Raw genomic sequence first — 24,723 nt, 5'->3', positions numbered from 1 at the left:
CCGGCGACGACGCGGCACCACCGCTCCCGGGTCACCCGAACAGCCTCTCCGGTGGCGCCTCTATCTCACATCTGAGATACCGTCTTCTGTATGAGCGACGATTACCTCGCCCGCATCGGGCACTTGATCCGCGATGCCCGTCAGCACCGCGGCTGGACACAGGCACAACTCGCGGAGGCGTTGGGGACCAGCCAGAGCGCGGTCCACCGTATCGAGCGAGGCAATCAGAACATCAGCCTTGAGATGATCGCGCGCATCTCGGAGGCCCTCGACAGCGAGATCGTCTCGCTCGGCTACTCCGGCCCGATGCACCTCCGGGTCGTCGGCGGGCGGCAGTTGTCCGGCAGCATCGACGTGAAGACCAGCAAGAACGCCTGCGTCGCGCTCCTTTGCGCCTCGCTCCTCAACTCCGGCCGCACCGTGCTGCGCAGGGTCGCCCGGATCGAGGAGGTCTACCGCATCCTGGAGGTGCTCAACTCCATCGGCGTGCGCACCCGTTGGGTCAACGAGGGCGCCGACCTGGAGATCGTGCCGCCCGCCGAGCTGGACATGGCGGCCATCGACGCGGACGCGGCCCGCCGTACGCGCAGCATCATCATGTTCCTCGGGCCGCTGCTGCACCGCACCGAACGCTTCCGCCTCCCGTACGCGGGCGGCTGCGACCTCGGCACCCGTACCGTGCAGCCGCACATGATCGCGCTGCGCCGGTTCGGCCTCGACATCACCGCGACCGAGGGCATCTACCACGCACAGGTGGACCGTTCCGTCGCCCCCGACCGCCCCATCGTGCTGACCGAGCGCGGCGACACCGTGACCGAGAACGCGCTCCTCGCCGCCGCCCGCCACCCGGGCGTCACCGTCATCCGCAACGCGTCGTCCAACTACATGGTCCAGGACCTGTGCTTCTTCCTGGAGCAGTTGGGCGTACGCGTCGAGGGCATCGGCACCACCAGCCTCACCGTGCACGGCGTCGCGCGGATCGACGTGGACGTCGACTACTCCCCCTCCGAGGACCCGGTCGAGGCGATGAGCCTGCTCACGGCCGCCGTCGTCACGGAGTCCGAACTGACCGTGCGCCGCGTGCCGGTGGAGTTCCTGGAGATCGAACTCGCCGTGCTGGAGGAGATGGGCCTCGACTACGACCGCACGCCGGAGTACGCGGCGGACAACGGCCGTACACGCCTGACCGACCTGACCGTGCGGCCCTCGAAGCTGGAGGCGCCCATCGACAAGATCCACCCGATGCCGTTCCCCGGCCTCAACATCGACAACGTCCCGTTCTTCGCCGCCATCGCGGCGACGGCGCAGGGGCAGACGCTGATCCACGACTGGGTCTACGACAACCGCGCGATCTACCTCACCGACCTCAACCGCCTCGGCGGGCGCCTCCAACTCCTCGACCCGCACCGGGTCCTGGTCGACGGCCCGATCCGCTGGCGCGCCGCCGAGATGATGTGCCCGCCCGCGCTGCGGCCCGCGGTGGTCGTCCTCCTCGCCATGATGGCGGCCGAGGGCACGTCGGTGCTGCGCAACGTCTACGTCATCAACCGCGGCTACGAGGACCTGGCGGAGCGCCTGAACCAGGTGGGCGCGCAGATCGAGACGTTCCGCGACATCTGATCGGCCGGGTGTTGTGCCCCTTGGACTCGAGGGGCACAACACCGCAGCATGCCATCTGAGCTGCGAATACTCAGCTTCCAGGCCCGTCGCTGATCACTGTTTTTTCAGTGCCTTGTGCAACACATGTGCAAGATGATCTTGCATAATCGACGACGCGTCAGGCCGACCTGAGCGGCCGTCAGCCTTCACGCAGAGTTATCACGAAGCAACCTCGCAGCGTCCGCCCCAGGGGCGTCGAGGCTCGTGCCAGGGTTGTCCCATGACGCCGATGATCCCCGCCCACGTCCCCGACGAGCCGCCACTCACCTACGCCGACAGCTTCGACATACCGGTGCTGTTTCGTAACGGGCCCGCGGCCAAGCCCAGGAAGCAGTGGCGAACGGCCGAGCACAAGGCGTGGAGCGCAACGGACGGGTTCCCGAAGGCGGACGGCTGGTATGCCCCGACCACCACGTGGCGGGAGATCATCAAGGCGGCCACTGAGGTCGGCCGCGACATCACCCCGCACCTGCAGAACCAGCCGCAGTACACACATGGGGAGCTCGTCGCCCGAGTCGCCCCGTTGTACGCCTATCTAGGTGCGCACCCCTTCGAGCATCAGCCCCGCGTGCCGGGTGCCACGGGCCGGCGCCTGACGTTGAACCCGGTCTACGCGTACGGCGCCGAGCGCACCGCAAAGAGCGCTGCCGCCTACCAGCTGGGCATGACGATGACCGAGTGGGTCTGCCGCTCGCTGCTGGGTCTGGGGCAGACCGAGCACCTCGAACTCGGCGGCCCCGTCCCCGCCCTGAGTGCCACCTTCAAGGACCCCAAGAGGAAGCTGCCGGACCTGTGGGGACGGCACGAGGCGGAGAAAGCGTACTGGCTGATCGAGGCCAAGGGCGGTATCTGCGACTTCAAAACCTTGCGCGACGGGTGGGCGCAGCTGGAGGCCGGGAGCAAGGTCCTGGGCTCGTACGCGCACCGCAGCGTCCTGGTCGGAGCCGCCATGCGGCCTGGGGCCGACCTCTTTCTGACCATCGACCACGCGCTGCACCCCGGCCAGCCACCCCTTCCCCCGGCCGGATCCACCCCCGACGGCGAGGCAGCGGTGGGCGAGGGCAACCTCGAAGACCACCTCGGCGAGAACGACAACGCGCTCATCGGCGCGGCCCGCGCCCAAATGCTCGTCTACCTGGCGCTGCGCTCCGCGTCGCCCTCGCAGTTGCGCACGGTGCCGGTGCTGGCCGACCGCGCTTCGCGCCACCGACGCTACGGACTGACCACGCCGCTGGAGAAGGACGATAGCAACCTCGCCATGCGGGCCGACCTCCGCGGAGCGGCACTTCACGGCAAGTCACACCTCCCACGTGCCCAGATCCGTTCCTGGGGGATTGACGACTTCCTCACCTGTCGCATCCCCAGCACCGAGGTACATCTCGGTATGTCCCGGAAGCTGTTCGCCGTCTGCGCGCGCCTCCACGAGGAAGATCTCGCGATCACTTGGCGTACCCCGGGGCTGCGCGCCGAGAATCAGCTGGCCGTCGACGAGCGGGGCAGCGAAGACGCTCAGGACGAGCTGCGACTCACCCAGCGGCGGATTGTCCACGAACAGCGGGAGGAAGCCGGCCCCCGGCTGCGCTCCCTTCTCCGGGAAGCCTACGAGCGTGGAGCGACGAGCGACTGGAGCGACCTACTACGCCGTCCCGAGGAACCGGAGCTCGACCTGACGGGTGACGAAGGTCTTCTCGAGGCGGCCACCCCGGAAACATATCTGGCCGTCAGTCGCTACGGCCTCCCCCCGATCCATGCCTAGGGCGTGTCCGCAAAGTCACGGGAGCCAGAGTTGGAGGCAGGCGAGGGTGCCCATGGCTGTCTAGTGGCGGGCGCGTTTGTTGTAGCGGGTGGTGAGGGCTTTGTGGCGCTTGAGTTCGCCGACGTGGTCTGGCACCGCGCCGACGTACTCGTATGGCTCGACTTCCCGCTCCCCCTGATCGTGTACCGGATCGTGCGTCGGAGCCTGCGCCAGCTCACCGGCCGCGAGGACAGCGCGCAGGCCCGTCGACTGACCTGGCGCAAAGCGTTCTTCAGACGTCGATCGCTCCTGCGCACGGCGATTCGTAAGTACCGGGATAACCGGCCGCGTTACTCCCGGCAGGTGGCCGGGACCGCGCGGCTCGGCGTCGAAGTGGTGAGACTCCGCGGTGCTCGCGAGGTCCGCGACTGGATGGAGGCTGTGGGGCCGGCCTCGTCCGGGAGCAACTGACGGGCGGCGGTTCGGGCGTACGGCACACGCGTCGCGCCCCCGTCCGACGGTCGGTGGGGGCGCGACGCGTGTTCACGCTTCAAGTGCGGGGCGGGGTCAGTGGTCGTCCCAGTGGCCGTCGTGCGCCGCGTGGCGGTGGCCGTCGTGCACGTAGTCGACGTGGTCGCCGTGCGGGACCGCCACGTGCCCACAGCCCTCCCCGTGCACGTGGTCGTGCCCGGCGTGCTCCTGATGGCCACCGGCCTCGCACTCGTCGGCGTGCTCCTCGTGCGGGCGGTGCAGATGACCGTCGTGCGCGTAGTCGACGTGGTCGCCGTGCGGGACCGCCACGTGCCCACAGCCCTCCCCGTGCACGTGGTCGTGTCCGGTGTGCGGTTGGTGCTGCAAGGAAGTCGCCACGCTGCTCATCTCCACGGTTGCAAGGCCGCCCGTCCGCTGCGGACGGCGGCTCCGGTGTCTGCTGCCTGCCATGCCCGGGGAAGGCTTCCATAATGGACTTTTAATGGCAAACAGGCATTTCGACCGCGAAACCGGCAGTCCGGTCGGTGCCCCGACGCCTCACCGTGACGGGCCGCACCACGGCGGAGGGGCCGCCCGCGCAGTGCTGCGGACGGCCCCTCCGTGACGTGCGGGTGCCTACACGTGGGCGCTGATCAGACCGCGCGTGCTGAGCACGATGTACGAGTCGTTGGCGTCGAGCCCGGCGTCCTTGCCGTCCGCCTCCATCGTGGCCACCACCGCGCCCTCGCCGTCGAGGATGTCCGCGCGGTAGTGCTGCTCGCCGAGCTTCGTCACCTCGGCGGTCCAGCCGCCCGCGATCTCGTGCGTGCCCGCCCCGGTGTGCTCGCCACCGGTCCAGGAGTGGATCTCTCCGTCCACGCCGAGAACGACGTACATGGCGTTGGCGTCGAGCCCGGCGTCGTGGCCGTCCGCCTCCATCGTGGCCACCACCGCGCCGTCGCTGACGATCTCGGCGCGGTAGTGCAGGTCGCCGAGCTTCGTGATCTCGGCGGTGCTGCCGTCGACCAGGGTCTCGCTGCCGACCGGTGCCCCCGCCTCGGTCACGGAGACGGAGCCCTTCGTCACCGGGGCGGCGGAGGCCTCGCTGCTCCCGCTCTGGTACGCGGTCAGTGAGAGCGCCGCGGCAGCGGCGAGAGCGACGAGCCCGGCGGCGCGTACGGTACGACGAGTGGTCATGGTGAATCCCCCTACAGGTGGTCACGCGGCCGCCTCCGCCCGTTCCCGCTGGACGGTCGGGCGACCGCTTTGCGTTGCACCCCGTAAGAGGGTCCGCGGGCCCCACGCGGTTCGCCTGATCTTGTCCGCGGTCGGTAACAAACGGCGCTGGTGGCCGCCCACGGACGTCCCTACCGGCCGTGGGTGAAGGCGGACGCGGGGACGAACAGGGCGTGCCCCGTGGTGAATTCGACGCGGACGCCCGCCGCCGTCCAGTCGGTGTCCCCGACGCCCTGCTCCGCGAGGTACGGGGAGACGGGCAGGGCGTGCCCGTACGAGAGGCCCGGGTCGCGGCCGACGACCAGCGTGTACGACGTACTGCCGGAGAGGGTGCGCTTCCGGACCAGTCCCGCGTGGTGGCGCGAGTCGTCGTCGTAGCGTCCGGTGGCGGCGTCCGTGCTGCGGTGGACGACGTCGGTCCGGGGCCAGCGCAGTACGGCGTGGCAGCAGGTGGCCAGGAGCGCGCCCGCGAGCAGCAGACCCACCGGCTTCCAGCGGGCGGGGGCCCACCGCGACGGGCGGCGGGCGCCGTCGGCGGCGGGGCGGGGGGCATGCGGGGCGGGGCTCACGGCCCCATTGTGGCCGGGCCCCGTCCGGTGTTCAGGTGGCGGGTGCCGGGGTGCGGTGCCGGTACGCCTCGGTGTGTTCGAGGATGAGGCGCGTGACCGCGTCCGGGCGGTCGAGCTGGAGGAAGTGCCCGGCGCCCTGGAGGCGTTCGAAGCGCCACGGCCCGTCGACCCACTCCCCCGAGCGCGCGAGCTGTTCCAGGCCGCTGTAGCGGTCGCCGGTCGGCCAGATGCCGAGGACCGGTACGGAGACCCTGGGGACGGGGCTCATCGAGCCGTGCACCGGGTGGATGTTGGCGTGGTAGAAGGCCAGCATCGCCGTGACGGCGCCCGGTCGTTCCAGGTCGCTGATCCAGGCGTCGGCCTCCGGGTGGTCACCGACCCACCAGCGGAACGTGGACCACGGCCCGCCCTCGCCCTCGGCCTCGCCCCGGAGCCATTCCTCGGCGTCGGGGAAGAGCAGCCGCAGCATGTACCAGGACAGCTGCTTCTGCTCGTAGCCCGCGGCCTCGCGCGCGCCGGGGTGGCCGATGGACAGGGCCACGTGGGACTTCACCCGGTCCGGGCGGCGCGCGGCCATCGACCAGGTGGACGCGGCGCCCCGGTCGTGCCCGACGAGGTGGAACGTGTCGGCGCCGAGCGCGTCGGCCACGGCCCACAGGCGCCGCTCGTCCCGCGCGACGGTGTAGGCGGCGACGGTGGCGGGCAGGTCCGAGTCGCCCTGGCCGAGCAGGTCCGGCGCGATCACCCGGTACCCGGCCCGGAGGAGGCCGGGGACCTGGCCGCGGTAGACGGCCGAGGAGTCCGGTATGCCGGGGACGAGCATGACGGTCTCCGGGCCGTTGCCCGCCACGTGGACGCTGACGCGGTGTCCGTCGACGGTGACGTCGTGGCGGGTCATGCCGGTGAGGCGGTGCGCGGGTTCCGCCGGGGCGGGGGTCGCGGGGACGGGTGGTGCCGGTGTCCGAGCCATGGGGCTGCCCTGCTTTCCGTGCGCCCGTGCGGGTCTCGCCCGTACGGGACGGTCGTACGTGGTCGGAGCGGCGCGGCCCGCCGGAGCCGCCGACTCCCGTACGCCGTACGGCCGTTGGCCCGGCCCGGTCGAGCGCGGTCGGGGCGCGCGGCGACTGGGCGGCACCGCTAATGACCACTTGGTCATTAGCGAAGCTAGCACGCGCCCACCACCAATGACCACCCGTACACTAAGCGCGTGACCACGAACGGAGACGGGGACGCGGACCCCACGCGGCGCGCGGCGACCGGACCGCCCGCCGGGCGACGGCGGCGCGACCCGGAGGCGAGCCGCGGCGCGATCCTCGATGCGGCGCGCGCCGAGCTGAACGCGCACGGCTACAGCCGTATGACCATCCGCCGCGTCGCCGCCCGCGCCGGGGTGACCCACGGCCTGGTGATGCGCCACTTCGGCACGAAGGAACGCCTGTTCCTGGCGGCGATCCCCGGCCCGCAGCGGCTCGGCGCGGCCCTCGCGGGCGACCCCGCGACCCTGCCGGAACGGATCGCGCGCGCGTACGTGGACCGCATGGAGACCGCGGACGCCGACGACCCCTTCGTGGCCCTGATCCGCAGCGCCGCCGCCAACGACCCGACGGCCACCCGGCTCTACTCGGCGATGCAGGAGCACAGCAGGGCGGCGTACCGCGACGTGCTCGACGGCCCCGACGTGGACGCGCGCGTCGACCTGATCGCGGCGGTACTGCTGGGCGTCACCTTCAGCCGGTACGTGATCCGCGAGGGCGCCGTCGCCGCGATGGCCCCCGCGACACTGGCCGAGCACCTCACCGCACTGCTGCGGCCCGTCGTCCTGCCCGCATCCGGCACGGCGCCGGGCGACTGAGCACACGGCACCGCGAGCCCCCGGCCCCGGAATCCGTTGCGGCCCGTACGGTCCAGAACCAGTACCCTGGACGGATGGTCCGGCCTCGTGAGTTCGACGAAAGTCGCGTGCTGCTCGCCGTCCGCGACGAGTTCTGGGACAAGGGCTACGCGGCGACGTCGATGGCCGACCTGCTGCGCGTCAGCGGGCTCGGCAAGGGCAGCCTCTACGGGGCGTTCGGGGACAAACGCGCCCTGTTCCTCCGGGTGTTGCGCGACTACGACGACGCGAACCTGTCGACCCTGCGCGCCCGCGTGGACTCCGCGGCGCGCGGCATCGACGTGGTGCGCGAGTTCGTGCTCGGCCCGGCGGGCGACCCGACCGGTGCGGCCGCGCGCCGGGGCTGCCTGCTGGCCAACAGCAACGCCGAGCTGGCGACCGGCACCCCGGAGGTCGCCGCCGAGGCCCGCCGCAGCTACGCCGCGCTCACCACCGTCCTCGTCGCGGCGTTGGAGCGCGCCCGGAACGAGGGCGACCTCGACCCCGACGTCGATCCCGCCGAGGCCGCTCGCGCGCTCCTCGTCGCACAGCTCGGCATCCTCAGCCTCGGGCGCACCGGCGTGGACGTCGACACGCTGACCGCGACGGCGCGTGCCGTCCTGGACCGGCTGCTGCCCGCCCCCGCGCGGTAGCGGCGCCGCGCCGACCGCGACCCGTACCACCCGTTCCCGCGACCGCCCCGGTACGCGTACGGCCATCGCACGGGCACGATCTTGACCGTACGGTCCATATTCGGGTTATGGTTATGGACCTATCGGTTCATAACTTGAGGAGGCCGCCATGGGCGTGCTGGAGAACAAGATCGCCGTGGTCACCGGAGCGAGCAGCGGCATCGGGTACGCGACCGCGCGCGCGTTCCGCGACGAGGGCGCCACGGTGTTCGTCACGGGCCGCCGGAAGGACGCGCTCGACGCCGCGGTCACCGCGCTCGGGTCCGGCGTGACCAGCGTGGTCTGCGACGCGTCGGTGCCGTCGCAGCTCGACGCGTTCTACGAGACCGTGCGTGAACGGGCCGGACGCGTCGACGTACTGGTCGCCAACGCCGGTATCGGTACCGCCGCCCCGCTCGGGGAGGTGACGGAGGAGGTGATCGACTCGATCTTCGCCACCAACGTCAAGGGCACGATCTTCACCGTCCAGCAGGCGCTGCCCCTGCTCGGTGACAACGCCTCGGTGATCCTGACCGGTTCGACGGCGGCGACCCGGCCCGATCCGGGACTGGAGGTCTACGGCGCCTCCAAGGCCGCCATCCGCACCCTCGCCCGCGGTTGGGCCCGCGACGCCCGCGCCCAGGGCTTCCGCGTCAACGTCGTGTCCCCCGGCGCCACGCGCACCGCGGGCCTGCTGGAGCTGGTGCCGTCGGAGGTGCTCCGGCAGGCCGAGGCCGACATCCCCCTCGGTCGGCTCGCCGACCCCGAGGAGATCGCCGCCCTGACGACGTTCCTCGCCTCGGACGCGTCGAGTTACGTCAACGGCGCCGAGTTCCACGCCGACGGCGGGTACGCGCAGGTGTGAGACGCGCGGGCGCGAGAAGCGCCGAGCCCCCGCCGGACCGCGAACCGGACCGCGAACCGGACCGCGAACCGGACCGGCGGGGGCCACGGCGCCCCGGGGCCGTGCGTACGGCGTCAGTCGGGCAGCGCCGCGGTGAGGTCCACCTCGACGAGCTGTCCGGGGAAGCCGAGTTGGGCGACGCCCAGGAGCGTGCTGGCGGTGGTGAAGGCGGAGCCGAGGGCGGAGGCGGTCAGTCGGCTCCAGACGGCGGCGAGCACCTCGCGGTCCTCGCTCCGTACGTAGACGACCGACCGCACGACGTGCTCCGGCCGGGCGCGCACCGCGGCGAGGGCGGTGAGCGCGTTCGCGACGACCTGGTCGACCTGCGCTTCGGGGGAACCGGGGCCGACGAGGTCGCCGTTCCGGCCGAGTGGGCACTGCCCGGCGAGATGAGCCGTACGGCCCGCCTCGACCACGGTGACGTGGTGGTAGCCGGGCATCTCGTGCAGGGGCTCGGGGTTGATACGGGTGATCTTCTCCGTCATGGCCCCGAGTCTGACCGGCGTGGCGCCCGTACGCACCGGGGTTTCCCGCGCGCCGGGGCCGCCCTCGCGAGCGGGCGTCACCGCGCGTATTGACATGTCCGTTACAACGCTGGAAGCTGCGAGTGTCGTGCTTTGCCGCGATGCGGCACATTCGGCACCCCGGAGGCGCGGCCGACGCCCCTTCGGCCCGTACCTCCTCCGCACCTCTTCTGCGCACCGCCTTTCTCCCCACCGCTCCGCACCCGCCGGAGCCGAGCGAAGGACCGTGGACCGTGGACGTGAGACGCACCCGCCCGAGAGACAGCCGTACGAGACGCCTCCGCATCGGACGCACCCGCACCGGACGCGTCCGCTCGCCGCTCCGCCTGACCGCCGCGGGGATCACCGCGCTGCTGGCCGCCGCCCTCCTCACCGTCCCCGGCGAGGCCGAGGCCGGGCAGACCACGCTGCGCGCGGCCGACCCCAGCGTGCTCCGCGTGGGGAGTACGTACGTGTCCGCGCAGTCGACGGGCGGCGCGATCGTCGTACGCCAGGCGCCGTCGACCGAGGAGCTGGCCGGGGCGCCCGCGCGGACCGTCTGGTCCGACGCCGGGAACCTGGGCGAGGTCTGGGCACCCGAGATCGTCCGCGACGGCGGGCGCTACTACATCTACTTCTCCGCCGGTCGCGGCCCGGCCCACCGCATGTACGTGATCCACTCGGCCGGACCGGACAGCGGTTACGGCGCCGCGTCGAAGCTGGCCCTGCCGGACGACAAGTGGGCCGTCGACGGCACGCTGTTCACCTTCGAGGGGCGGCGCTGGTTCCTCTGGTCGGGGTGGGCGGGCGACACCAACGTGGAGCAGAACCTGTACCTCGTGGCGATGAGCGACCCGACCACGCCGACCGGCCCCCGATACGTCATCTCCCAGCCGCGCGAGCCCTGGGAACGCGTCGTCGGTGACCCGTTCATCAACGAGGCGCCGGAGGCCGTACGGGACCCGAACGGGCAGCTGCACGTGGTCTACTCCGCGAACGGGAGCTGGAGCGAGCAGTACTGCCTCGCGGACCTGCGGCTGCGCGCGGGCGGCGACCCGACGTACGTCTGGGACTGGTACAAGTCGAACGGCTGCCTCTTCGGCTCCAACCGCGACACCATGATGGCCGGTTGGGACCCGACGCTGCACGTGAACGGCCCCGGGCACCACACGTTCGTCCTCCTCGACGGCGACATCGGCACCAGCCCGCCCGCCGGGCCCCGGTTCCCGCTGATGTTCCACGCGGTGCCGAAGGGGACGCCGTACGAGTGGGGGAACCGCTACTGGTACACCGGCACGTTCACCTGGTGGGGCGACACCACCTACCGGCGGGCGAACGTGCCGGGGCCGACGAGTGACACCGGCTGGAGTCTCAAGTTCTTCGAGTGACGCGCCGGTCGGGCGCGGGCGGTGCCGCCCGCGCCCGACCACCGGCCCAACTCAAGGCCTGATCACCCGCGTTGGAAGCTCCGCGCTCAACTCATCGCGCGGTCCAGGTTGACGGCCGCGCTGATCAGCGCGAGATGCGTGAACGCCTGCGGGAAGTTCCCCAACTGCTGCCCGGTGACGGCGATCTGCTCACCGTAGAGGCCCACGTGGTTGGAGTAGGTGAACATCTTCTCCAGCGCCAGCCGCGCCTCGTCCACGTGCCCGCCGCGGGTCAGGGCCTCCACCCACCAGAACGAGCAGAGCGAGAACGTGCCCTCCTCGCCGTCCAGTCCGTCCGGCGCGGCGTCGGGGTCGTAGCGGAAGACGAGCGAGTCCGTCACCAGCCCCCGCCGTACCGCGTCCATCGTCGAGGTGAACAGGGGGTCGGTCGGGGACAGGAACTTCACCATCGGCATCAGGAGCAGCGACGCGTCGAGCACGGCCGTCGGCTCGCCGCCCTCGTCCGCCAACTCCTGCACGAAAGCGCCCAGTTCGGGGTTCCAGCCGCGTTCCATGATCTGCTCGTGGATCTCGTCCCGCACGCGGCACCAGCGTTCCAGGTCGGCGGGCAGTCCGCGGCGGCGCGCCATGCGCACCATCCGTTCGACGGCCACCCAGCTCATCAGGCGCGAGAAGGTGTGGTTGCGGCGCCCGACACGGGCCTCCCAGATCGACTCGTCCGGGCGGTCCCAGTGCTCCAGCAGCCAGTCCAGCACCCGGCGCAGGTCCTGCCACGTCCGGTGGGAGATGCCGGAACCGTGCTTGTCGAAGAGGTAGATGGAGTCCACGATCTCGCCGTAGACGTCGAGTTGGCACTGGCCGGACGCGCCGTTGCCCAGCCGTACGGGGGACGCGCCGCGGTAGCCGTGCAGGTGGTCGAGGATCCGCTCGTCCGGCGCGGGCACGCCGTCGATGGAGTACAGCGCGCGCAGGGGGCCTTCCCCCGTGCCCTCCCCGCCGCCGTCCCCGTCGGCTTCGGAGTCACCGCCGGCGTCACCGAGGCAGCGGGTCAGCCAGGCGACGAACGCCTCCGCCTCGTCCGTGAAGCCGAGGCGCAGCAGCGCGTAGAGCGAGAAGGCGGCGTCGCGGGGCCAGACGTAGCGGTAGTCCCAGTTCCGTTCGCCGCCCTCCACCTCGGGCAGGCCGAGCGTCGGGGCCGCCACGACGGCGCCGCTCGGCTCGTGCGTGAGCAGCTTCAGCGTCAGCGCGGAGCGGTGCACCGTCTCCCGCCAACGGCCGGTGTACGCCGACCGGGAGAGCCACGTACGCCAGAACCGCACGGTCCCGTCGAAGAGTTCGGCCACCTCGCCCGACGTCACCTCCGCCCGGGCTCCGCCCTCCGGGGCTCCGCACTCCAGGACGAACAGCGCCTCCTCCCCCTGCCGCAGCTCGAACTCCCCGCACGCCGCCGCCGGTTCACCGACGACCTCCAGCGGTACGGTGCCGCGCACCGTGATCCGCGCGTCGCCGGAGCGGAACTCCACGGCGTTCCCGTGCGCGACCGCCGTGTGCGGCGCGCGGGCGTAGTCGAAGCCCGGGGTGATCCGCGTACGCAGCCGCATCCGGCCCCGTACGCAGCTGACGCGCCGTACGAGTCGCTGCCGATGCTCCGGGTCGCGGGCGCGCAGCACGGGCATGAAGTCCTGGAGTTCGACCATGCCGTCCCGGGTGAGCACGCGCGTCACCAGGATGTTGGTGTCGGGCACGTAGAACTGCTGGTGGGTGGCGACCTCACGGGTCGCGTCGATCCGCCAGCAGCCGCCGCGGTCGGCGTCGAGCAGCGCGCCGAAGACGCTGGGCGAGTCGAACCGGGGGGCGCAGAACCAGTCGACGCGCCCGTCCGTGCCGACGAGTGCCGCCGTGCGCAGGTCGCCGATCAGTCCGTGTTCGGCGACGGGCAGGTACGGCTGGTGGGCGTCGTCGTCCGTGAAGTGCTCGCTCATCCGGCGGTGTTCCTCCTCCGTTCGCACCGGTGGCGGGCACCGGTGGGGCACGCCCCGGCGGGGCGGGTACGCGGGGCGCGTTCCCCGCACCGGTATGCCAGAACCGGGCGGCTTCCCGCCGTACCGACACCCGCGCCCCGGCTTGCGGGGGCGGCCCGCGGCGGGGTGGCAGCATCGGCGGCATGAGGAAAAGCGCGCTGATCGTGATCGACATGATCAACACCTACGAGCACGCGGACGCGGAACTGCTCATCCCCTCCGTCCGCTCGGCGCTGCCGCGGGTCGTCCGCCTGCTCGAACGGGCTCGGGCCACCGGGGTGCCCGTCGTCTACGTCAACGACAACTTCGGCGAATGGCGCTCCCACCACGGCGAGATCCTCGACAAGGCGCTGGCGGGCCCCCGGTCCGAGCTGGTCCGGCCGGTCCAGCCGGACGCGGACTCGCTGTTCGTGGTGAAGGCGCGGCACTCGATCTTCTACGAGACGCCGCTCGGCTATCTGCTGACGCGCCTGGGTGTGGACCACGTGGTCCTCACCGGTCAGGTGACGGAGCAGTGCGTCCTCTACTCGGCTCTCGACGCGCACATCCGCCACCTGCGGGTGAGCGTGCCGAAGGACGCGGTCGCGCACATCCACGACGACCTGGCCCCCGCGGCGCTCACCATGATGGAACGCAACATGCGGGCAGCCGTCGTCCCGGCCGACGAGATCGAGTTCTGACGGCGGTCGCGTCTGACGGCGGCCGGGTCTGACGGCGGCCGGTCCGTGCCCCGGGCGCGGGCCGGCCGTGCGGACGGGCCCCGCGCTGGGTAGCCACTCCGGCATGACGCACCGGCCGCTCACCCTCGACGACCTCGACCGCAAGATCCTCTCGGCGCTCGTGGCCAACGCCAGGACGAGTTTCGTGGAGATCGGCCGCGAGGTCGACCTGTCCCCCGCCGCCGTGAAGCGGCGCGTCGACCGGATGCGCGAGGCGGACGTGATCACCGGGTTCACCGCGCTCGTCCGGCCGGGCGCGCTGGGCTGGCGCACCGAGGCGTACGTCGAGGTGCACTGCGAGGGGGCGGCGCCGCCGCGCCGGATGGCGGAGGTGGCCCGTACGTACCCGGAGGTGGTGGGCGCCATGACGGTCACGGGGGACGCGGACGCGCTGCTGCACATCCGGGCCGCCGACATCGAGCACTTCGAGGAGGTGCTGGAGCGCATCCGGGCGGAGCCGTTCGTGCACTGGACGAACAGCGTGATCGTGCTGAGCCACCTGCTGCCCGTCGGCACGGAGGGCGGCGCGGTCGCGGGACCGGACGGTGTCACCGGCCCCGACGCCGCCGCGGCGGCGGACGCGCCCGGCCCGCCACCCGTACGGGCGACGGGCGACGGCCCCGGTCCGCGCGACGTACCGGGGCCGCGCGGCGGCCGTGGTCGGCCGCACGCAAAGAAGCGCCACTGAGGGCGCCCGCGACGCACGATCCGTGCGCGTACGCGCAATCCTCGCCGCTTGTGGCCGCCAGCCCGGCGTTCCTACCGTTGAGGCAATCCCTTCGACGAGAGGACGCCCTCTGGTGAAGACCTCCCGTGTCGCGCGCCGGCGCCGCTATCTCCTCTGCGAGCCCCGGCACTTCGACGTGCGCTACGCCATCAACCCGTGGATGCGGGTCGACGGCGGAGTCGACCGCGCCCTGGCGCTCGCCCAGTGGACGCGCCTGGCCGACACCTACCGCGAACTGGGGCACACGGTGGACACCGTGGAGCCGGTGCCCGGCCTGCCCGACATGGTGTTCGCCGCGAACGGCGCGGTCACGCTCGGCGGGCGGGTGCTCGGCGCGCGCTTCCACGCCGAGGAACGGCGGCCCGAGGCGGCCGCGTTCCAGGCGTGGTTCAAGGCCGCGGGGTTCGACGTGCACATGCCCGAGACGGTCAGCGAGGGCGAGGGCGACCTCGTGCCCGCGGGCCGCTGGGTGCTGGCCGGTACGGGATTCCGCACCACGCTCACCGCGCACCACGAGGCACAGGAGCTGCTGGGGGTGCCGACGGTCGGGCTGCGCCTGACCGACCCGTACTTCTACCACCTGGACACGGCCCTCTTCGCCCTCGACGACGAGAACGTCTGCTACTACCCCGGGGCCTTCTCCCCCGGCAGCCGCGAGGTGCTGCGCGGACTGTTCCCCGACGCGCTCCTCGCGACGCGCGAGGACGCGCTCGCGTTCGGCCTCAACTCCGTCTCCGACGGCCGCCACGTCGTGGTCGCGCCGCAGGCGGAGGGGCTGGTCGAGCAGCTGTCCGCACACGGCTACGTCCCCGTCCCCGTCGACCTGTCCGAACTGCACAAGGCCGGTGGCGGCATCAAGTGCTGCACCCAGGAGGTCCGTTCCGCATGACCACGACCCCAGCTCCCTCCCGTACGGCGAACGGTTCCGGCCCCACGGACGGCGGCGCGCGATCCTCGGCGGAGCTGATCCGCGCCGAGGACACCGCCGTCGCGCACAACTACCACCCGCTGCCCGTCGTCGTGGCCCGCGCCGAGGGCGTGTGGGTCGAGGACGTGGAGGGGCGGCGCTACCTCGACCTGCTCGCCGGGTACTCCGCGCTCAACTTCGGCCACCGGCACCCCACCCTCCTCGACGCGGCCCGGCAGCAGCTGGACCAGGTCACGCTGACCTCGCGCGCCTTCCACCACGACCGCCTCGCGGGCTTCGCGGAGGGCCTGGCCGCCCTGACCGGCCTGGACGTGACGCTGCCGATGAACACGGGCGCGGAGGCCGTGGAGAGCGGCATCAAGATCGCCCGCAAGTGGGCGTACGAGGTGAAGGGCGTCCCCGCCGACCAGGCCACGATCGTCGTGGCGGGCGGCAACTTCCACGGCCGCACGACCACCATCGTCAGCTTCTCCGACGATCCCACGGCCCGGGACGGCTTCGGCCCGTTCACGCCCGGCTTCCGCACCGTGCCGTACGACGACCTGGCCGCGCTGGAGGCGGCCGTCGACGAGACGACGGCGGCCGTGCTGATCGAGCCGATCCAGGGCGAGGCGGGCGTGCTCATCCCGTCGGACGGCTACCTCGCGGGCGTACGGGAGCTGACCCGGCGTACGAACACCCTGTTCATCGCGGACGAGATCCAGTCCGGGCTGGGCCGTACGGGCACGACCCTCGCCGTCGACCACGAGTCGGTGCTGCCGGACCTGCTGCTGCTGGGCAAGGCGCTGGGCGGCGGCATCGTCCCGGTGTCGGCGGTGGTGGGGCGGCGCGAGGTGATGGCGGTGCTGCGGCCGGGCGAGCACGGTTCGACGTTCGGCGGCAACCCGCTGGCGGCGGCGGTCGGTTCGGCGGTCGTGGACCTGCTGCGCACCGGCGAGTACCAGCGGCGCGCGCGGGACCTGGAGGCCGTACTGGTCGAGGGGCTGTCGGCGCTGACCGGGCGCGGCGTCGTCGGGTACCGCGTACGCGGCCTGTGGGCGGGCGTGGACGTCGACCCGGCGGTCGGCACGGGCCGCGAGGTCAGCGAACGGCTGCTGGCGGAGGGCGTGTTGGTGAAGGACACGCACGGTTCGACGATCCGGCTGGCTCCGCCGCTGACGATCACGGTGGACGAGCTGCGCTCGGCGCTGACCGCCCTGGAACGGGTGCTGGCGGAGTAGGCCCTCGGGCGCGGGCCCCGGCACCCCCGGCGGCCCGCGCTGACCCGCGCCGCGTACCGTCGGCGGCCGACATCCCGTCAACTCCCCTACGGCGTACGCGGGTAGGCTGCACGGAAGCGGGCCCGACCGACGCCGGGCCCCGAGCGGCCGGAGGACGCGACATGGCCAGCGACGACCGGACCGGGGCCACCCCGGGCGCCGAGGGAGTGCCGACCTCGGCCAGGGCCTACGGGTGGATGCTCGGCGGCAAGGACAACTACGAGGTCGACCGGCGGTTCCTCGTCGGCACCCTGCCGACCTTCCCGCAGTGCGTGGACGTGGCCCGGCAGAACCGGCAGTTCCTCTACCGGCTGGTGCGCCACCTCGCGCAGGAGGCCGGTATCCGCCAGTTCCTCGACATGGGCTGCGGCCTCCCCACGAACGACAACGTGCACCAGGTCGCGCGGCGCTTCGTGCCGGACGCGCACGTCGTGTACGTCGACATCGACCCGGTCGTGCTCACCCACGGGCACGCGCGGCTCGCCGCCGACACCACCTCCGTGATCACCGCGGACATGCGCGACCAGGAGTCCGTACTGGCGCACGAGGACGTCGCGCGCCTCATCGACTTCGACGAGCCGGTGGCGGTGCTGTTCCTCTCCGTCGTGCACCACCTGACCGACGCGGACGACCCCCGCCGGGTCCTGCGCACCGTCATCGACCGCGCGGCGCCCGGCAGTTACCTCGGTCTGTCGCAGGTCGTGGCCGACGACCCGGACACGGGCGCCGCCATGAGCGCGCACATCTCCGGCAAGGGCATCCCCTGGCGGACGCGCACGCCCGGCGAGGTCGACGCGTTCCTCGACGGGCTGGAGCCGGTCGCCCCTGGCCTGGTGAACCTGGTCGACTGGCGCCCGGACCCCGACCAGCCGCCGCTCGCCGCGGTGGACCCGGAGCTGGCGCCGTACGTGGGCGCGACGGAACGCGACAAGAGCATCTACGAGTACGGCGGCCTGCTCCGCAAGCCGTAGCGCGCGCCACCGCGGAACCGTTCCGCCAGGGCCCCGCCCGCGACCGTTCGGCGGCGGCCGAAACGTGCCGGGCGCACCATGGGCGGATGGACGCACCACGGTACGGGGACACGGCGGGCGGCTCCGCGCCCGCGCTCGCGCGGCTGGCGGGACTGCTGGCCGACCCGACGCGGGCCCGCTTCTGCCTGGCGCTGCTGGACGGACGGGCCTGGACGGCGGGCGAGTTGGCGCGGCTGGCGGGAGTGGCGGCGCCCACCGCCAGCGGGCACCTCGACCGGCTGGTGGGCGGCGGGCTGCTCGCGGAGGTCCGGCAGGGTCGGCACCGGTACGTACGCCTCGCCGACCCCGGCCTCGCCCAGCTCGTCGAGGACCTGGCCGCGCACGCCGGTCCACCGCCCGTACCGCCGGGCCCGCGCGGGCTGCGGCGCGCCTCGGCCGACGCGGCCATGGCCCGCGCCCGCACCTGCTACGACCACCTCGCGGGCGGTCTCGGCGTGGGGCTCACCGACGCGCTGCTGCGGCGCGGTCTGCTGGCGGAGTCGGCGGGGTTCGCGGTGACGGACGCGGGGCTGGCGTGGTTCCGGCGGCGGGGCGTGGAGTTCGCTCCCCGGCCCGGCGGGCGGCCCGTCGCCCGCGCCTGCCTGGACTGGACGGAACGCCGCACGCACCTCGCCGGGCAGGCGGGCGCCGCCCTGTGCGCGTACGCCCTGGCGGACGGCTGGTGCGCGCGCGTCGGTACCGCGCGGGCCCTGCGCGTGACCCCGCGCGGGCTGGACGCGCTCGGCGCGCTGGGCGTGGCGCCGGAGGTGCTGGCGGCGCTCGGCGGCGGGGACGACGCCCGTACGGCGCCGGGCCGGGGCCGGGCGTGAGCGCGCGGGACGGCGCGACGGGCGCCGCCGGTACGGGCGCGGGTGCGCGTACGGGCGCGGGTCGGGGTGTGCCGTCGCGCGCGGCGGCGTTCCGGGCGCTGCACCACCGCGACCGGCCGCTGCTGCTGCCGAACGCCTGGGACCACGCCTCGGCCGCCGCCCTGCACCGCGCCGGTTTCGAGGCCGTGGGCACGACCAGCCTCGGCGTCGCCGCGGCGGCCGGGCTGCCGGACGGGGCGGGCGCGGCGCGGGCGGAGACGCTGGCGCTGGGCACGCGGCTGGCCCGGCTGCCCGTGCCGGTGAGCGTCGACGTCGAGGGCGGCTTCAGCTCGGACCCGGCCGAAGTGGCTTACCTCGCAGCCGAGTTGGCGGAGGCGGGCGTCGCGGGGATCAACCTGGAGGACGGCCGCCCCGACGGCACCCTCGTCCCCGTGGCCCGGCAGTGCGCGGTGCTGCGCGCGGTGCGGGAGGCGGCACCCGGACTGTTCCTCAACGCCCGTACGGACACCCACTGGTCCGGCGCCGAGCCCACCGTCCCGGCCGCGCTGGCACGGGCGCGCGCGTACGTCGGGGCGGGCGCCGACGGGGTGTTCGTCCCCGCGCTGGTGGCCGACGCGGACGTCGCGGCGCTCGTGGACGGCCTGCGCGCGGCCGGTGCGGGGGTTCCGGACACGCCCCTGAACGTGCTGTTCGCGCCCGCCCGGCACACGTACGAGCGGCTGGCCGAGCTGGGCGTACGGCGCGTCAGCTGCGGCTCGTCGCTGTTCCGCGCCGCCGTACGGCAGGCCGTCGACCTGGCCCGGTGGGTGCGCGACCCGGACGCCGACCCCGGACCGGTGCCGGACTACGCGGAGGCGCAGTCGTGGGCGGAGCCGTGGGAAGCCCCGGGCGGCGCGGCGGGCTGAGCGCGCCACGCGCCGGCGTACGGCCCGTCAGCGCCCCGCGCCCACGTGCGGCTGACCGTGGTCGCCGGGGGCGGGCGGGGCGTACGCGCCGCCGGGCACGTCCGCCGGGTCGGCGGCCCGCGCGGTGCTCGTCAACGTGACCAACGCGGTGACCAGCGCGAAGGCGAGCGTGGCGAGCCGCAGCACGGCGGCGTCCTCCTGGAGGTACGGGCTGAACTCCCCGACCGTGCCCAGCGCGACGACACCGCGCACGGCGACGTACAGCAGGATGCCCGCGAGGACGAGCGCCGCGCCCCGCGCCGCACGCGGGCGCAGCACCAGCAGCGGGCCCACCGCGAGGAGGGCGCAGGCGAGGGCCGCCTCGTAGAAGGTGACGTTCGTGCCGTAGCCGACGCGGTCGGCGAGGACAGTGGGGTCGACGACGACGCGCACGTAGCCGCCGTGCCCCAGCTTCCCGGCGTCCCACAGCAGATGGGCGTTGTACGCGAACCAGCCCGTGTTCGCCAGCCCCTGCACGGTCAGCAGGACACCGGCCGCCCGGTGCCCGCGCCCCTCCGGCGGGCCCGGTTCGCGACCCTCCGGCCGGGACGCGCCCCGGCCGCGCGGGGAGAGCGTCAGGACGAGCACCGCGACGGCGACGGCCAGCCCCAGCACCCGGGTGGCCAGCGCCCACCGGCCCATGCCGGTGGCGAAGAACGACTCGCGGTACGTGGCGTCCAGCAGCCCCGCCGTCTCGCGCAGCGACAGCGCCAGCAGCAGGCCGCCGAGCAGCACGGCCCCGCCCCGCGCGGCGGGCGCGCCCCGCAGGCCGAGCACGCCGACGGTGATCAGGGCCGCGGCGGCCACCCACTCGTACGGGCCGAGGTACGCGGGCGGCGCGGGCACGGACGCGTCGACGAGCACCAGCAGCAGGTCCCCGAGGGGCGCGGACCCCGTCCAGCCGCCGTGGACGGTCCAGGCGAGCACCACCGCGCCGTACAGGAGCAGCAGCAGCCCGGCGCGCGCGTCGCCCGAGCCCCGCAGCAGGTTGTCCCGTGTGGTCGTCATCGCAGGTCGTTCCCCAGAGTGTCGGTTCCCCGAAGGGGCATCGTGGCACCGGCGGGCGGCCCGGAACGAGTGGTTGCGGGCGCATCGTTTCGGTGTTGCTACACATCGTCCCGCGCGGACCGATGAGTTCTGCGCGGGAGGGCCGTCTGTCCTTTCGTGAGCCCGCAGCGGAGCGGGCACCGAGAGAGACGAGAAGAACGATGTCCAAGGCGATCTTCGTGAACCTCCCCGTGAAGGACCTCGCCCGTTCCCGGGAGTTCTTCACCAAGCTGGGATTCTCCTTCAACGAGCAGTTCAGCGACGACAACGCGGCGTCGATGGTGATCGACGAGGACAACGGCATCCACGCGATGCTGCTCGTCGAGTCGTTCTTCCAGACGTTCACGACGAAGGAGGTCGCCGACGCCCACAAGACGACGGGGTCCACCGTCTGTCTGGGCGTGGAGAGCCGCGAGGTCGTCGACGCGCTCGCCGACAGCGCGTTGGCGAACGGCGCCCAGGCCGTGCGGGAGCCGATGGACGAGGGCTTCATGTACGGGCGGGCGGTCTACGACCTGGACGGCCACCTCTGGGAGTTCATGTGGATGGACATGTCCGCCGCCCAGGGCTGAGCGGTCCCACGGGAGGGCCGCCCGCGCGCCGCGCCCGCCGTACGACGCCACGGGGGCCGTACGGCGGGCGCGGGCGTGCCGGGCGGCAGGTGCTACGGCGTCGCCGGGTCGTCCAGCACCGCGATGCCGTCCAGTTCCACCAGCGCCTCCTCGTCCCAGAGGCGTACGACCCCGATCAGTGCCATCGCCGGGTAGTCGCGCCCGGCGTGCGCCCGCCAGACCCGGCCGAGGGCGGCGGCCCGCGCGCGGTACGCGGCCACGTCGGTGGTGTAGACGGTGACGCGGGTGAGGTCGGCCGGGGTGCCGCCGGAGGCGTGGAGCGCGGCCAGCAGGTTGCCGAGGGCCCGGTCGAACTGGGCGGTGAGGCCGTCGCCCTCGATCACGCCGTCCGCGTTCAGCGCGGTCTGCCCGGCGAGGAACACCAGCCGGTTCCCGGTGGCGGTGACGGCGTGCGAGAAACCGGCGGGGGGCGCGAGGCCCTCGGGGTTGGTGCGGTGGAGGCTCACCGGTACAGCTCCTTCGCGATGATCGAGCGCTGCACCTCGGTGGCGCCCTCGTAGATGCGGGGGGCGCGGACCTCGCGGTAGAGGTGTTCGAGGAGGTGGCCGCGCTGGAGGGCGGCGGCGCCGTGGATCTGCACGGCGGTGTCGACGGCGTACTGCGCGGTCTCGGTGGCGTGCAGCTTCGCCATGGCGGCGCGCCGGGCGATGCCCTCGTCACCCCGGTCGTACGCGGCGGCCGCCGCGTACACCAGCAGCCGGGCGGACTCCACGCGCGTGGCGGTCTCGGCCAGCTGGTGCGACACCGCCTGGAGGTCCCGGAGGGTGCCGCCGAACGCCTCGCGCCGGGCGGCGTGGGCGAGCGCGGCGTCCAGGGCGGCCTGCGCCATGCCGACCGCGAAGGCGCCGACGCTGGGCCGGAACAGGTCGAGGGTGCGCATCGCGACACCGAAGCCCCCGCCGGGCTCGCCCAGCACGTCCGCCGCCGCGACCGGCACCGCGTCGAAGTGGAGGGTGCCGATGGGGTGCGGGGAGAGCATGTCCAGCGGCTCGCCGGTGAGGCCGGGCCGGTCGGCGGGCACCAGGAACGCGGTGACGCCGCGCGCGCCCGGCGCCTCCCCGGTGCGGGCGAAGACGGAGTAGAAGTCGGCGTGCGGGGCGTTGGAGATCCAGGTCTTCGTGCCGGTCAGCCGCCAGCCCCCGGCCCCGTCCGGGCGGGCGGCCAGCGTCAGCGCCGCCGCGTCGGAGCCCGCGCCGGGCTCGCTCAGCGCGAAGGCGGCGACGGCCCGTCCGGCGGCGACCTCCGGCAGCCAGCGGGCACGCTGCGCGTCCGTACCGGAACGCACCACCGGGTACGCGCCGAGGCCCTGGAGGGCGAGCGCGGTCTCGGCCTCGGTGCAGCCGTACGCCAGGGACTCCCGCAGCAGGCACAGGTCCAGGGCGGACGCGGGGGCGCCGCCGGACGGGAAGACGCGGGCGAGGAGGCCGAGGTCGCCGAGGGCGGCGACCAGCGGGCGGTTCACGCCGCCCGCGCCGGGCCGCTGCCCGTCGCCCTCGCCGGGGCCCTGGCTCTTGCCGTCGCCCTCCGCGTGCCCGGTGGTGAGGGGGCGGAGCCGTTCGGTGGCGAGCGTGCGCAGTTCCGCGCACCATTCCTGCTGCTCCGGTTCCAGCGCGAACGCCCGCATCGGCAACGCCCTTCCTTATCGCGGCCCGTTGACTGTCGTCACCAACACGTTACGCTCATCGGGACGCCGGCACGCCGGGAACCACCGCCTTCCGCACCGCCGAAGGGGGCACGACCGCCATGCAGCTCAGCCCGTCAGCCCATGTCGACACCTTCGCCCGCGACCACCTGCCGCCGCCCGGCGAGTGGCCCCGGCTGACCTTCGGGCTGCCCGGCCTGGACTACCCCGACCGGCTCAACTGCGGCGCCGAACTCCTCGACGGCACCCTCGGGCGGCTCGGCGGCGACCGCCGCGCGTTCACCGGCGACGGCGTGGACTGGACGTACGAGGAGCTGCGCGCCCACGTCGACCGGATCGCGCACGTCCTCACCGACGACCTCGGCGTGCTCCCCGGCAACCGCGTGCTGCTGCGCGGCCCCACCACACCGTGGCTCGCGGCCTGCTGGCTGGCCGTGATGAAGGCGGGCGCGGTCGCGGTCACCGTGCTCGCCGCGCATCGCCCCCAGGAGCTGCGCACCCTCTGCGACCTCGCGCGCGTCGACCACGCCCTGTGCGACGCCCGCGCCCTCGACGACCTGGTGAAGGCGGACGTACCGGGGCTGCGCGTGACCGCGTACGGCGGCGAGGGCCCGGACGACCTGTTGCGCCGCGCCGCGCACCACCCCGACCGGTACGAGGCGGTGCCGACGGCCGCCGACGACGTGGCGCTCATCGCGTTCACCTCCGGCACCACCGGCCGTCCGAAGGGCTGCGCGCACTTCCACCGCGACGTGCTGGCGATCGCCGACACCTTCTCGGCGCACGTGCTGCGACCGCGCGAGGACGACCTGTTCGCGGGCAGCCCGCCGCTGGGCTTCACGTTCGGACTGGGCGGGCTGGTGGTGTTCCCGCTGCGGGCGGGCGCCGCCGCCGTGCTGGAGCAGTGGAACGGGCCGGGGCAGATGCTGGAGGCGGTGCGGCGGCACCGGATCTCCGTGCTGTTCACGGCCCCGACGGCGTACCGGGGCATGCTGGACCGCCTCGGTACGCCCGGGGCGGACGGGACGGGCGGGACGGGCGGGGCGGACGGGGACGACGGCGAGGGCGCGACGGACGGGGACGGGCAACCGTACGACGTGTCGTCGCTGCGCCGCTGCGTCTCCGCGGGCGAGAACCTGCCCGAGGGCACCTGGCACGCCTGGCACGAACGCACCGGCCTGAAGCTCATCGACGGCATCGGCGCCACCGAGATGCTGCACATCTTCGTCTCCGCCGCCGACGACGCGATCCGCCCCGGCCGTACGGGCGTCCCCGTGCCCGGCTTCGAGGCGCGCGTCGTCGCTGCGGACCGCGTGACGCCCGTACCGGACGGCGAACCGGGCCTGCTCGCCGTGCGCGGACCCGTCGGCTGCCGGTACCTGGACGACGAGCGGCAGCGCGAGTACGTGCACGACGGCTGGAACCTCACCGGCGACACGTACGTACGGGAGCCCGACGGCTACTTCCGGTACGTCGCCCGCGCGGACGACATGATCATCTCCGCCGGGTACAACATCGCCGGTCCCGAGGTCGAGAACGCCCTGCTGCGCCACCCCGACGTGCTGGAGGCGGCCGTCGTCGGACGACCCGACGCGCGACGCGGCCAGTCCGTCGTGGCACACGTGGTGCTGCGTGACGGCACCCCCCGTGGGAGTGAAACCGCGGACCGCCTGCGGGAGTTCACCGCGGCGGAGCTGACGCCGTACAAGTGCCCGCGGGAGATCGTGTTCGCGGACTCCCTGCCCCGCACGCCCACCGGCAAGCTCCAGCGCTTCCGGTTGCGCGCGGACGGGACGGCGCCCGGTGCCGCCCCTGGTCCCGCCTGCTGAATCCCGCCTTGCCGGAGGCGCCCGGCAGCACGTCCGCCGCGTTGTCGGAACATCCACGCAGCCCGCTGCGAGGACGCCCCTCCGCCTTGCGGCCGCACGCACCGACCACCGCCGGCACCCCGCTGGGGA

General features: G+C 73.5%; 24 protein-coding genes and 1 pseudogene. 16 read left to right on the top strand and 9 right to left on the bottom strand.

All coding sequences use genetic code 11. The annotated features are described in order from the left end of the window. Positions 1-90: 90 nt before the first annotated feature. From D7M15_RS24030 to D7M15_RS24020, 3 genes are all read left to right on the top strand, one after another. Complete coding sequence (locus D7M15_RS24030) at positions 91-1,620, top strand: UDP-N-acetylglucosamine 1-carboxyvinyltransferase (protein ID WP_121519411.1); 1,530 nt, start codon at positions 91-93, stop codon at positions 1,618-1,620. A 259-nt stretch (positions 1,621-1,879) separates the two neighbouring features. Beyond that, on the top strand, positions 1,880-3,415 hold the full coding sequence (locus D7M15_RS24025; RefSeq protein WP_121519410.1) for a gamma-glutamyltransferase: 1,536 nt from the start codon (positions 1,880-1,882) through the stop codon (positions 3,413-3,415). A gap of 102 nt (positions 3,416-3,517) precedes the next feature. Beyond that, positions 3,518-3,865: a hypothetical protein gene (locus D7M15_RS24020; protein ID WP_240649446.1), complete on the top strand. Its 348-nt coding sequence runs from the start codon at positions 3,518-3,520 to the stop codon at positions 3,863-3,865. Positions 3,866-3,961: 96 nt separating this feature from the next. Here D7M15_RS24020 and D7M15_RS24015 read toward each other — a convergent pair whose 3' ends face one another. From D7M15_RS24015 to D7M15_RS24000, 4 genes are all read right to left on the bottom strand, one after another. Next, positions 3,962-4,273 (bottom strand): hypothetical protein, encoded by a 312-nt coding sequence (locus tag D7M15_RS24015; protein ID WP_121519409.1) that lies wholly within the window; start codon positions 4,271-4,273, stop codon positions 3,962-3,964. Between the two features lie 228 nt (positions 4,274-4,501). Next, positions 4,502-5,062: a hypothetical protein gene (locus D7M15_RS24010; RefSeq protein ID WP_121519408.1), complete on the bottom strand. Its 561-nt coding sequence runs from the start codon at positions 5,060-5,062 to the stop codon at positions 4,502-4,504. Positions 5,063-5,232: 170 nt separating this feature from the next. Then, complete coding sequence (locus tag D7M15_RS24005) at positions 5,233-5,670, bottom strand: hypothetical protein (protein ID WP_240649445.1); 438 nt, start codon at positions 5,668-5,670, stop codon at positions 5,233-5,235. 31 nt (positions 5,671-5,701) lie between these two features. Next, positions 5,702-6,640 carry an alpha/beta fold hydrolase gene (locus tag D7M15_RS24000; RefSeq protein ID WP_165906324.1) on the bottom strand — a complete coding sequence of 313 codons (939 nt, stop codon included), beginning with the start codon at positions 6,638-6,640 and terminating at the stop codon, positions 5,702-5,704. A 237-nt stretch (positions 6,641-6,877) separates the two neighbouring features. Between D7M15_RS24000 and D7M15_RS23995 the strand changes: the two genes are divergently transcribed. The 3 genes from D7M15_RS23995 to D7M15_RS23985 all read left to right on the top strand — a co-directional run bounded on the left by D7M15_RS23995 (position 6,878) and on the right by D7M15_RS23985 (position 9,076). After that, positions 6,878-7,522 (top strand): TetR family transcriptional regulator, encoded by a 645-nt coding sequence (locus tag D7M15_RS23995; protein WP_121519406.1) that lies wholly within the window; start codon positions 6,878-6,880, stop codon positions 7,520-7,522. Between the two features lie 74 nt (positions 7,523-7,596). Beyond that, positions 7,597-8,193: a TetR/AcrR family transcriptional regulator gene (locus D7M15_RS23990; protein ID WP_165906323.1), complete on the top strand. Its 597-nt coding sequence runs from the start codon at positions 7,597-7,599 to the stop codon at positions 8,191-8,193. 148 nt (positions 8,194-8,341) lie between these two features. Beyond that, positions 8,342-9,076: an SDR family oxidoreductase gene (locus tag D7M15_RS23985; RefSeq protein ID WP_121519404.1), complete on the top strand. Its 735-nt coding sequence runs from the start codon at positions 8,342-8,344 to the stop codon at positions 9,074-9,076. 113 nt (positions 9,077-9,189) lie between these two features. On the opposite strand, the gene D7M15_RS23980 is transcribed toward D7M15_RS23985, so the two are convergent. Next, positions 9,190-9,600 (bottom strand): Rid family hydrolase, encoded by a 411-nt coding sequence (locus D7M15_RS23980; protein ID WP_121519403.1) that lies wholly within the window; start codon positions 9,598-9,600, stop codon positions 9,190-9,192. Between the two features lie 380 nt (positions 9,601-9,980). Between D7M15_RS23980 and D7M15_RS23975 the strand changes: the two genes are divergently transcribed. Beyond that, positions 9,981-11,006 carry a glycoside hydrolase family 43 protein gene (locus D7M15_RS23975; RefSeq protein WP_240649727.1) on the top strand — a complete coding sequence of 342 codons (1,026 nt, stop codon included), beginning with the start codon at positions 9,981-9,983 and terminating at the stop codon, positions 11,004-11,006. Between the two features lie 86 nt (positions 11,007-11,092). On the opposite strand, the gene D7M15_RS23970 is transcribed toward D7M15_RS23975, so the two are convergent. Continuing rightward, the gene (locus D7M15_RS23970; RefSeq protein ID WP_121519402.1) at positions 11,093-12,988 is read right to left on the bottom strand and encodes a glycoside hydrolase family 15 protein; all 1,896 of its coding nucleotides are present in this window, start codon (positions 12,986-12,988) and stop codon (positions 11,093-11,095) included. Between the two features lie 182 nt (positions 12,989-13,170). Here D7M15_RS23970 and D7M15_RS23965 point away from each other — a divergent pair, with 182 nt between their 5' ends. From D7M15_RS23965 to D7M15_RS23935, 7 genes and pseudogenes are all read left to right on the top strand, one after another. Further along, positions 13,171-13,707 (top strand): isochorismatase family cysteine hydrolase, encoded by a 537-nt coding sequence (locus D7M15_RS23965; RefSeq protein ID WP_121519401.1) that lies wholly within the window; start codon positions 13,171-13,173, stop codon positions 13,705-13,707. 103 nt (positions 13,708-13,810) lie between these two features. Further along, positions 13,811-14,254: pseudogene (locus D7M15_RS23960) on the top strand (Lrp/AsnC family transcriptional regulator); the annotation flags it as partial. A gap of 292 nt (positions 14,255-14,546) precedes the next feature. Next, positions 14,547-15,362 carry a dimethylargininase gene (gene ddaH, locus D7M15_RS23955; protein ID WP_165906322.1) on the top strand — a complete coding sequence of 272 codons (816 nt, stop codon included), beginning with the start codon at positions 14,547-14,549 and terminating at the stop codon, positions 15,360-15,362. Next, positions 15,359-16,621 carry an ornithine--oxo-acid transaminase gene (rocD, locus tag D7M15_RS23950; protein WP_121519399.1) on the top strand — a complete coding sequence of 421 codons (1,263 nt, stop codon included), beginning with the start codon at positions 15,359-15,361 and terminating at the stop codon, positions 16,619-16,621. The genes ddaH and rocD overlap by 4 nt, the downstream gene beginning before the upstream one ends. 161 nt (positions 16,622-16,782) lie before the next feature. Further along, a complete protein-coding gene (locus tag D7M15_RS23945) occupies positions 16,783-17,631 on the top strand; it encodes an SAM-dependent methyltransferase (protein WP_121519398.1) in 849 nt (282 codons plus the stop codon). Between the two features lie 86 nt (positions 17,632-17,717). Beyond that, complete coding sequence (locus tag D7M15_RS23940; protein ID WP_121519397.1) at positions 17,718-18,500, top strand: winged helix-turn-helix domain-containing protein; 783 nt, start codon at positions 17,718-17,720, stop codon at positions 18,498-18,500. A gap of 68 nt (positions 18,501-18,568) precedes the next feature. Next, positions 18,569-19,405 (top strand): isocitrate lyase/phosphoenolpyruvate mutase family protein, encoded by an 837-nt coding sequence (locus D7M15_RS23935; protein WP_240649726.1) that lies wholly within the window; start codon positions 18,569-18,571, stop codon positions 19,403-19,405. A 27-nt stretch (positions 19,406-19,432) separates the two neighbouring features. Here the strand turns inward: D7M15_RS23935 and D7M15_RS23930 are convergent, their stop codons facing one another. Further along, positions 19,433-20,452: a hypothetical protein gene (locus D7M15_RS23930; protein WP_121519395.1), complete on the bottom strand. Its 1,020-nt coding sequence runs from the start codon at positions 20,450-20,452 to the stop codon at positions 19,433-19,435. A 200-nt stretch (positions 20,453-20,652) separates the two neighbouring features. Here D7M15_RS23930 and D7M15_RS23925 point away from each other — a divergent pair, with 200 nt between their 5' ends. Further along, complete coding sequence (locus tag D7M15_RS23925) at positions 20,653-21,063, top strand: VOC family protein (RefSeq protein ID WP_121519394.1); 411 nt, start codon at positions 20,653-20,655, stop codon at positions 21,061-21,063. 92 nt (positions 21,064-21,155) lie between these two features. Here D7M15_RS23925 and D7M15_RS23920 read toward each other — a convergent pair whose 3' ends face one another. Together D7M15_RS23920 and D7M15_RS23915 are read right to left on the bottom strand one after the other, a co-directional pair. After that, entirely contained in the window at positions 21,156-21,569 is a 414-nt protein-coding gene (locus D7M15_RS23920) for a RidA family protein (RefSeq protein ID WP_121519393.1), read from the bottom strand. Then, positions 21,566-22,747, bottom strand: coding sequence for an acyl-CoA dehydrogenase family protein (locus D7M15_RS23915; protein ID WP_121519392.1), 1,182 nt, complete (start codon positions 22,745-22,747; stop codon positions 21,566-21,568). The genes D7M15_RS23920 and D7M15_RS23915 overlap by 4 nt, the downstream gene beginning before the upstream one ends. 119 nt (positions 22,748-22,866) lie before the next feature. Between D7M15_RS23915 and D7M15_RS23910 the strand changes: the two genes are divergently transcribed. Continuing rightward, positions 22,867-24,594 carry an AMP-binding protein gene (locus D7M15_RS23910; RefSeq protein ID WP_121519391.1) on the top strand — a complete coding sequence of 576 codons (1,728 nt, stop codon included), beginning with the start codon at positions 22,867-22,869 and terminating at the stop codon, positions 24,592-24,594. Positions 24,595-24,723: the final 129 nt, after the last annotated feature.

The organism is Streptomyces sp. Z26 (assembly GCF_003665095.1).
Taxonomy (GTDB): domain Bacteria; phylum Actinomycetota; class Actinomycetes; order Streptomycetales; family Streptomycetaceae; genus Streptomyces; species Streptomyces phytohabitans.
The sequence above is the reverse complement of the archived record's forward strand: the minus strand, read 5'-3'. Positions and strand labels throughout refer to the sequence as shown.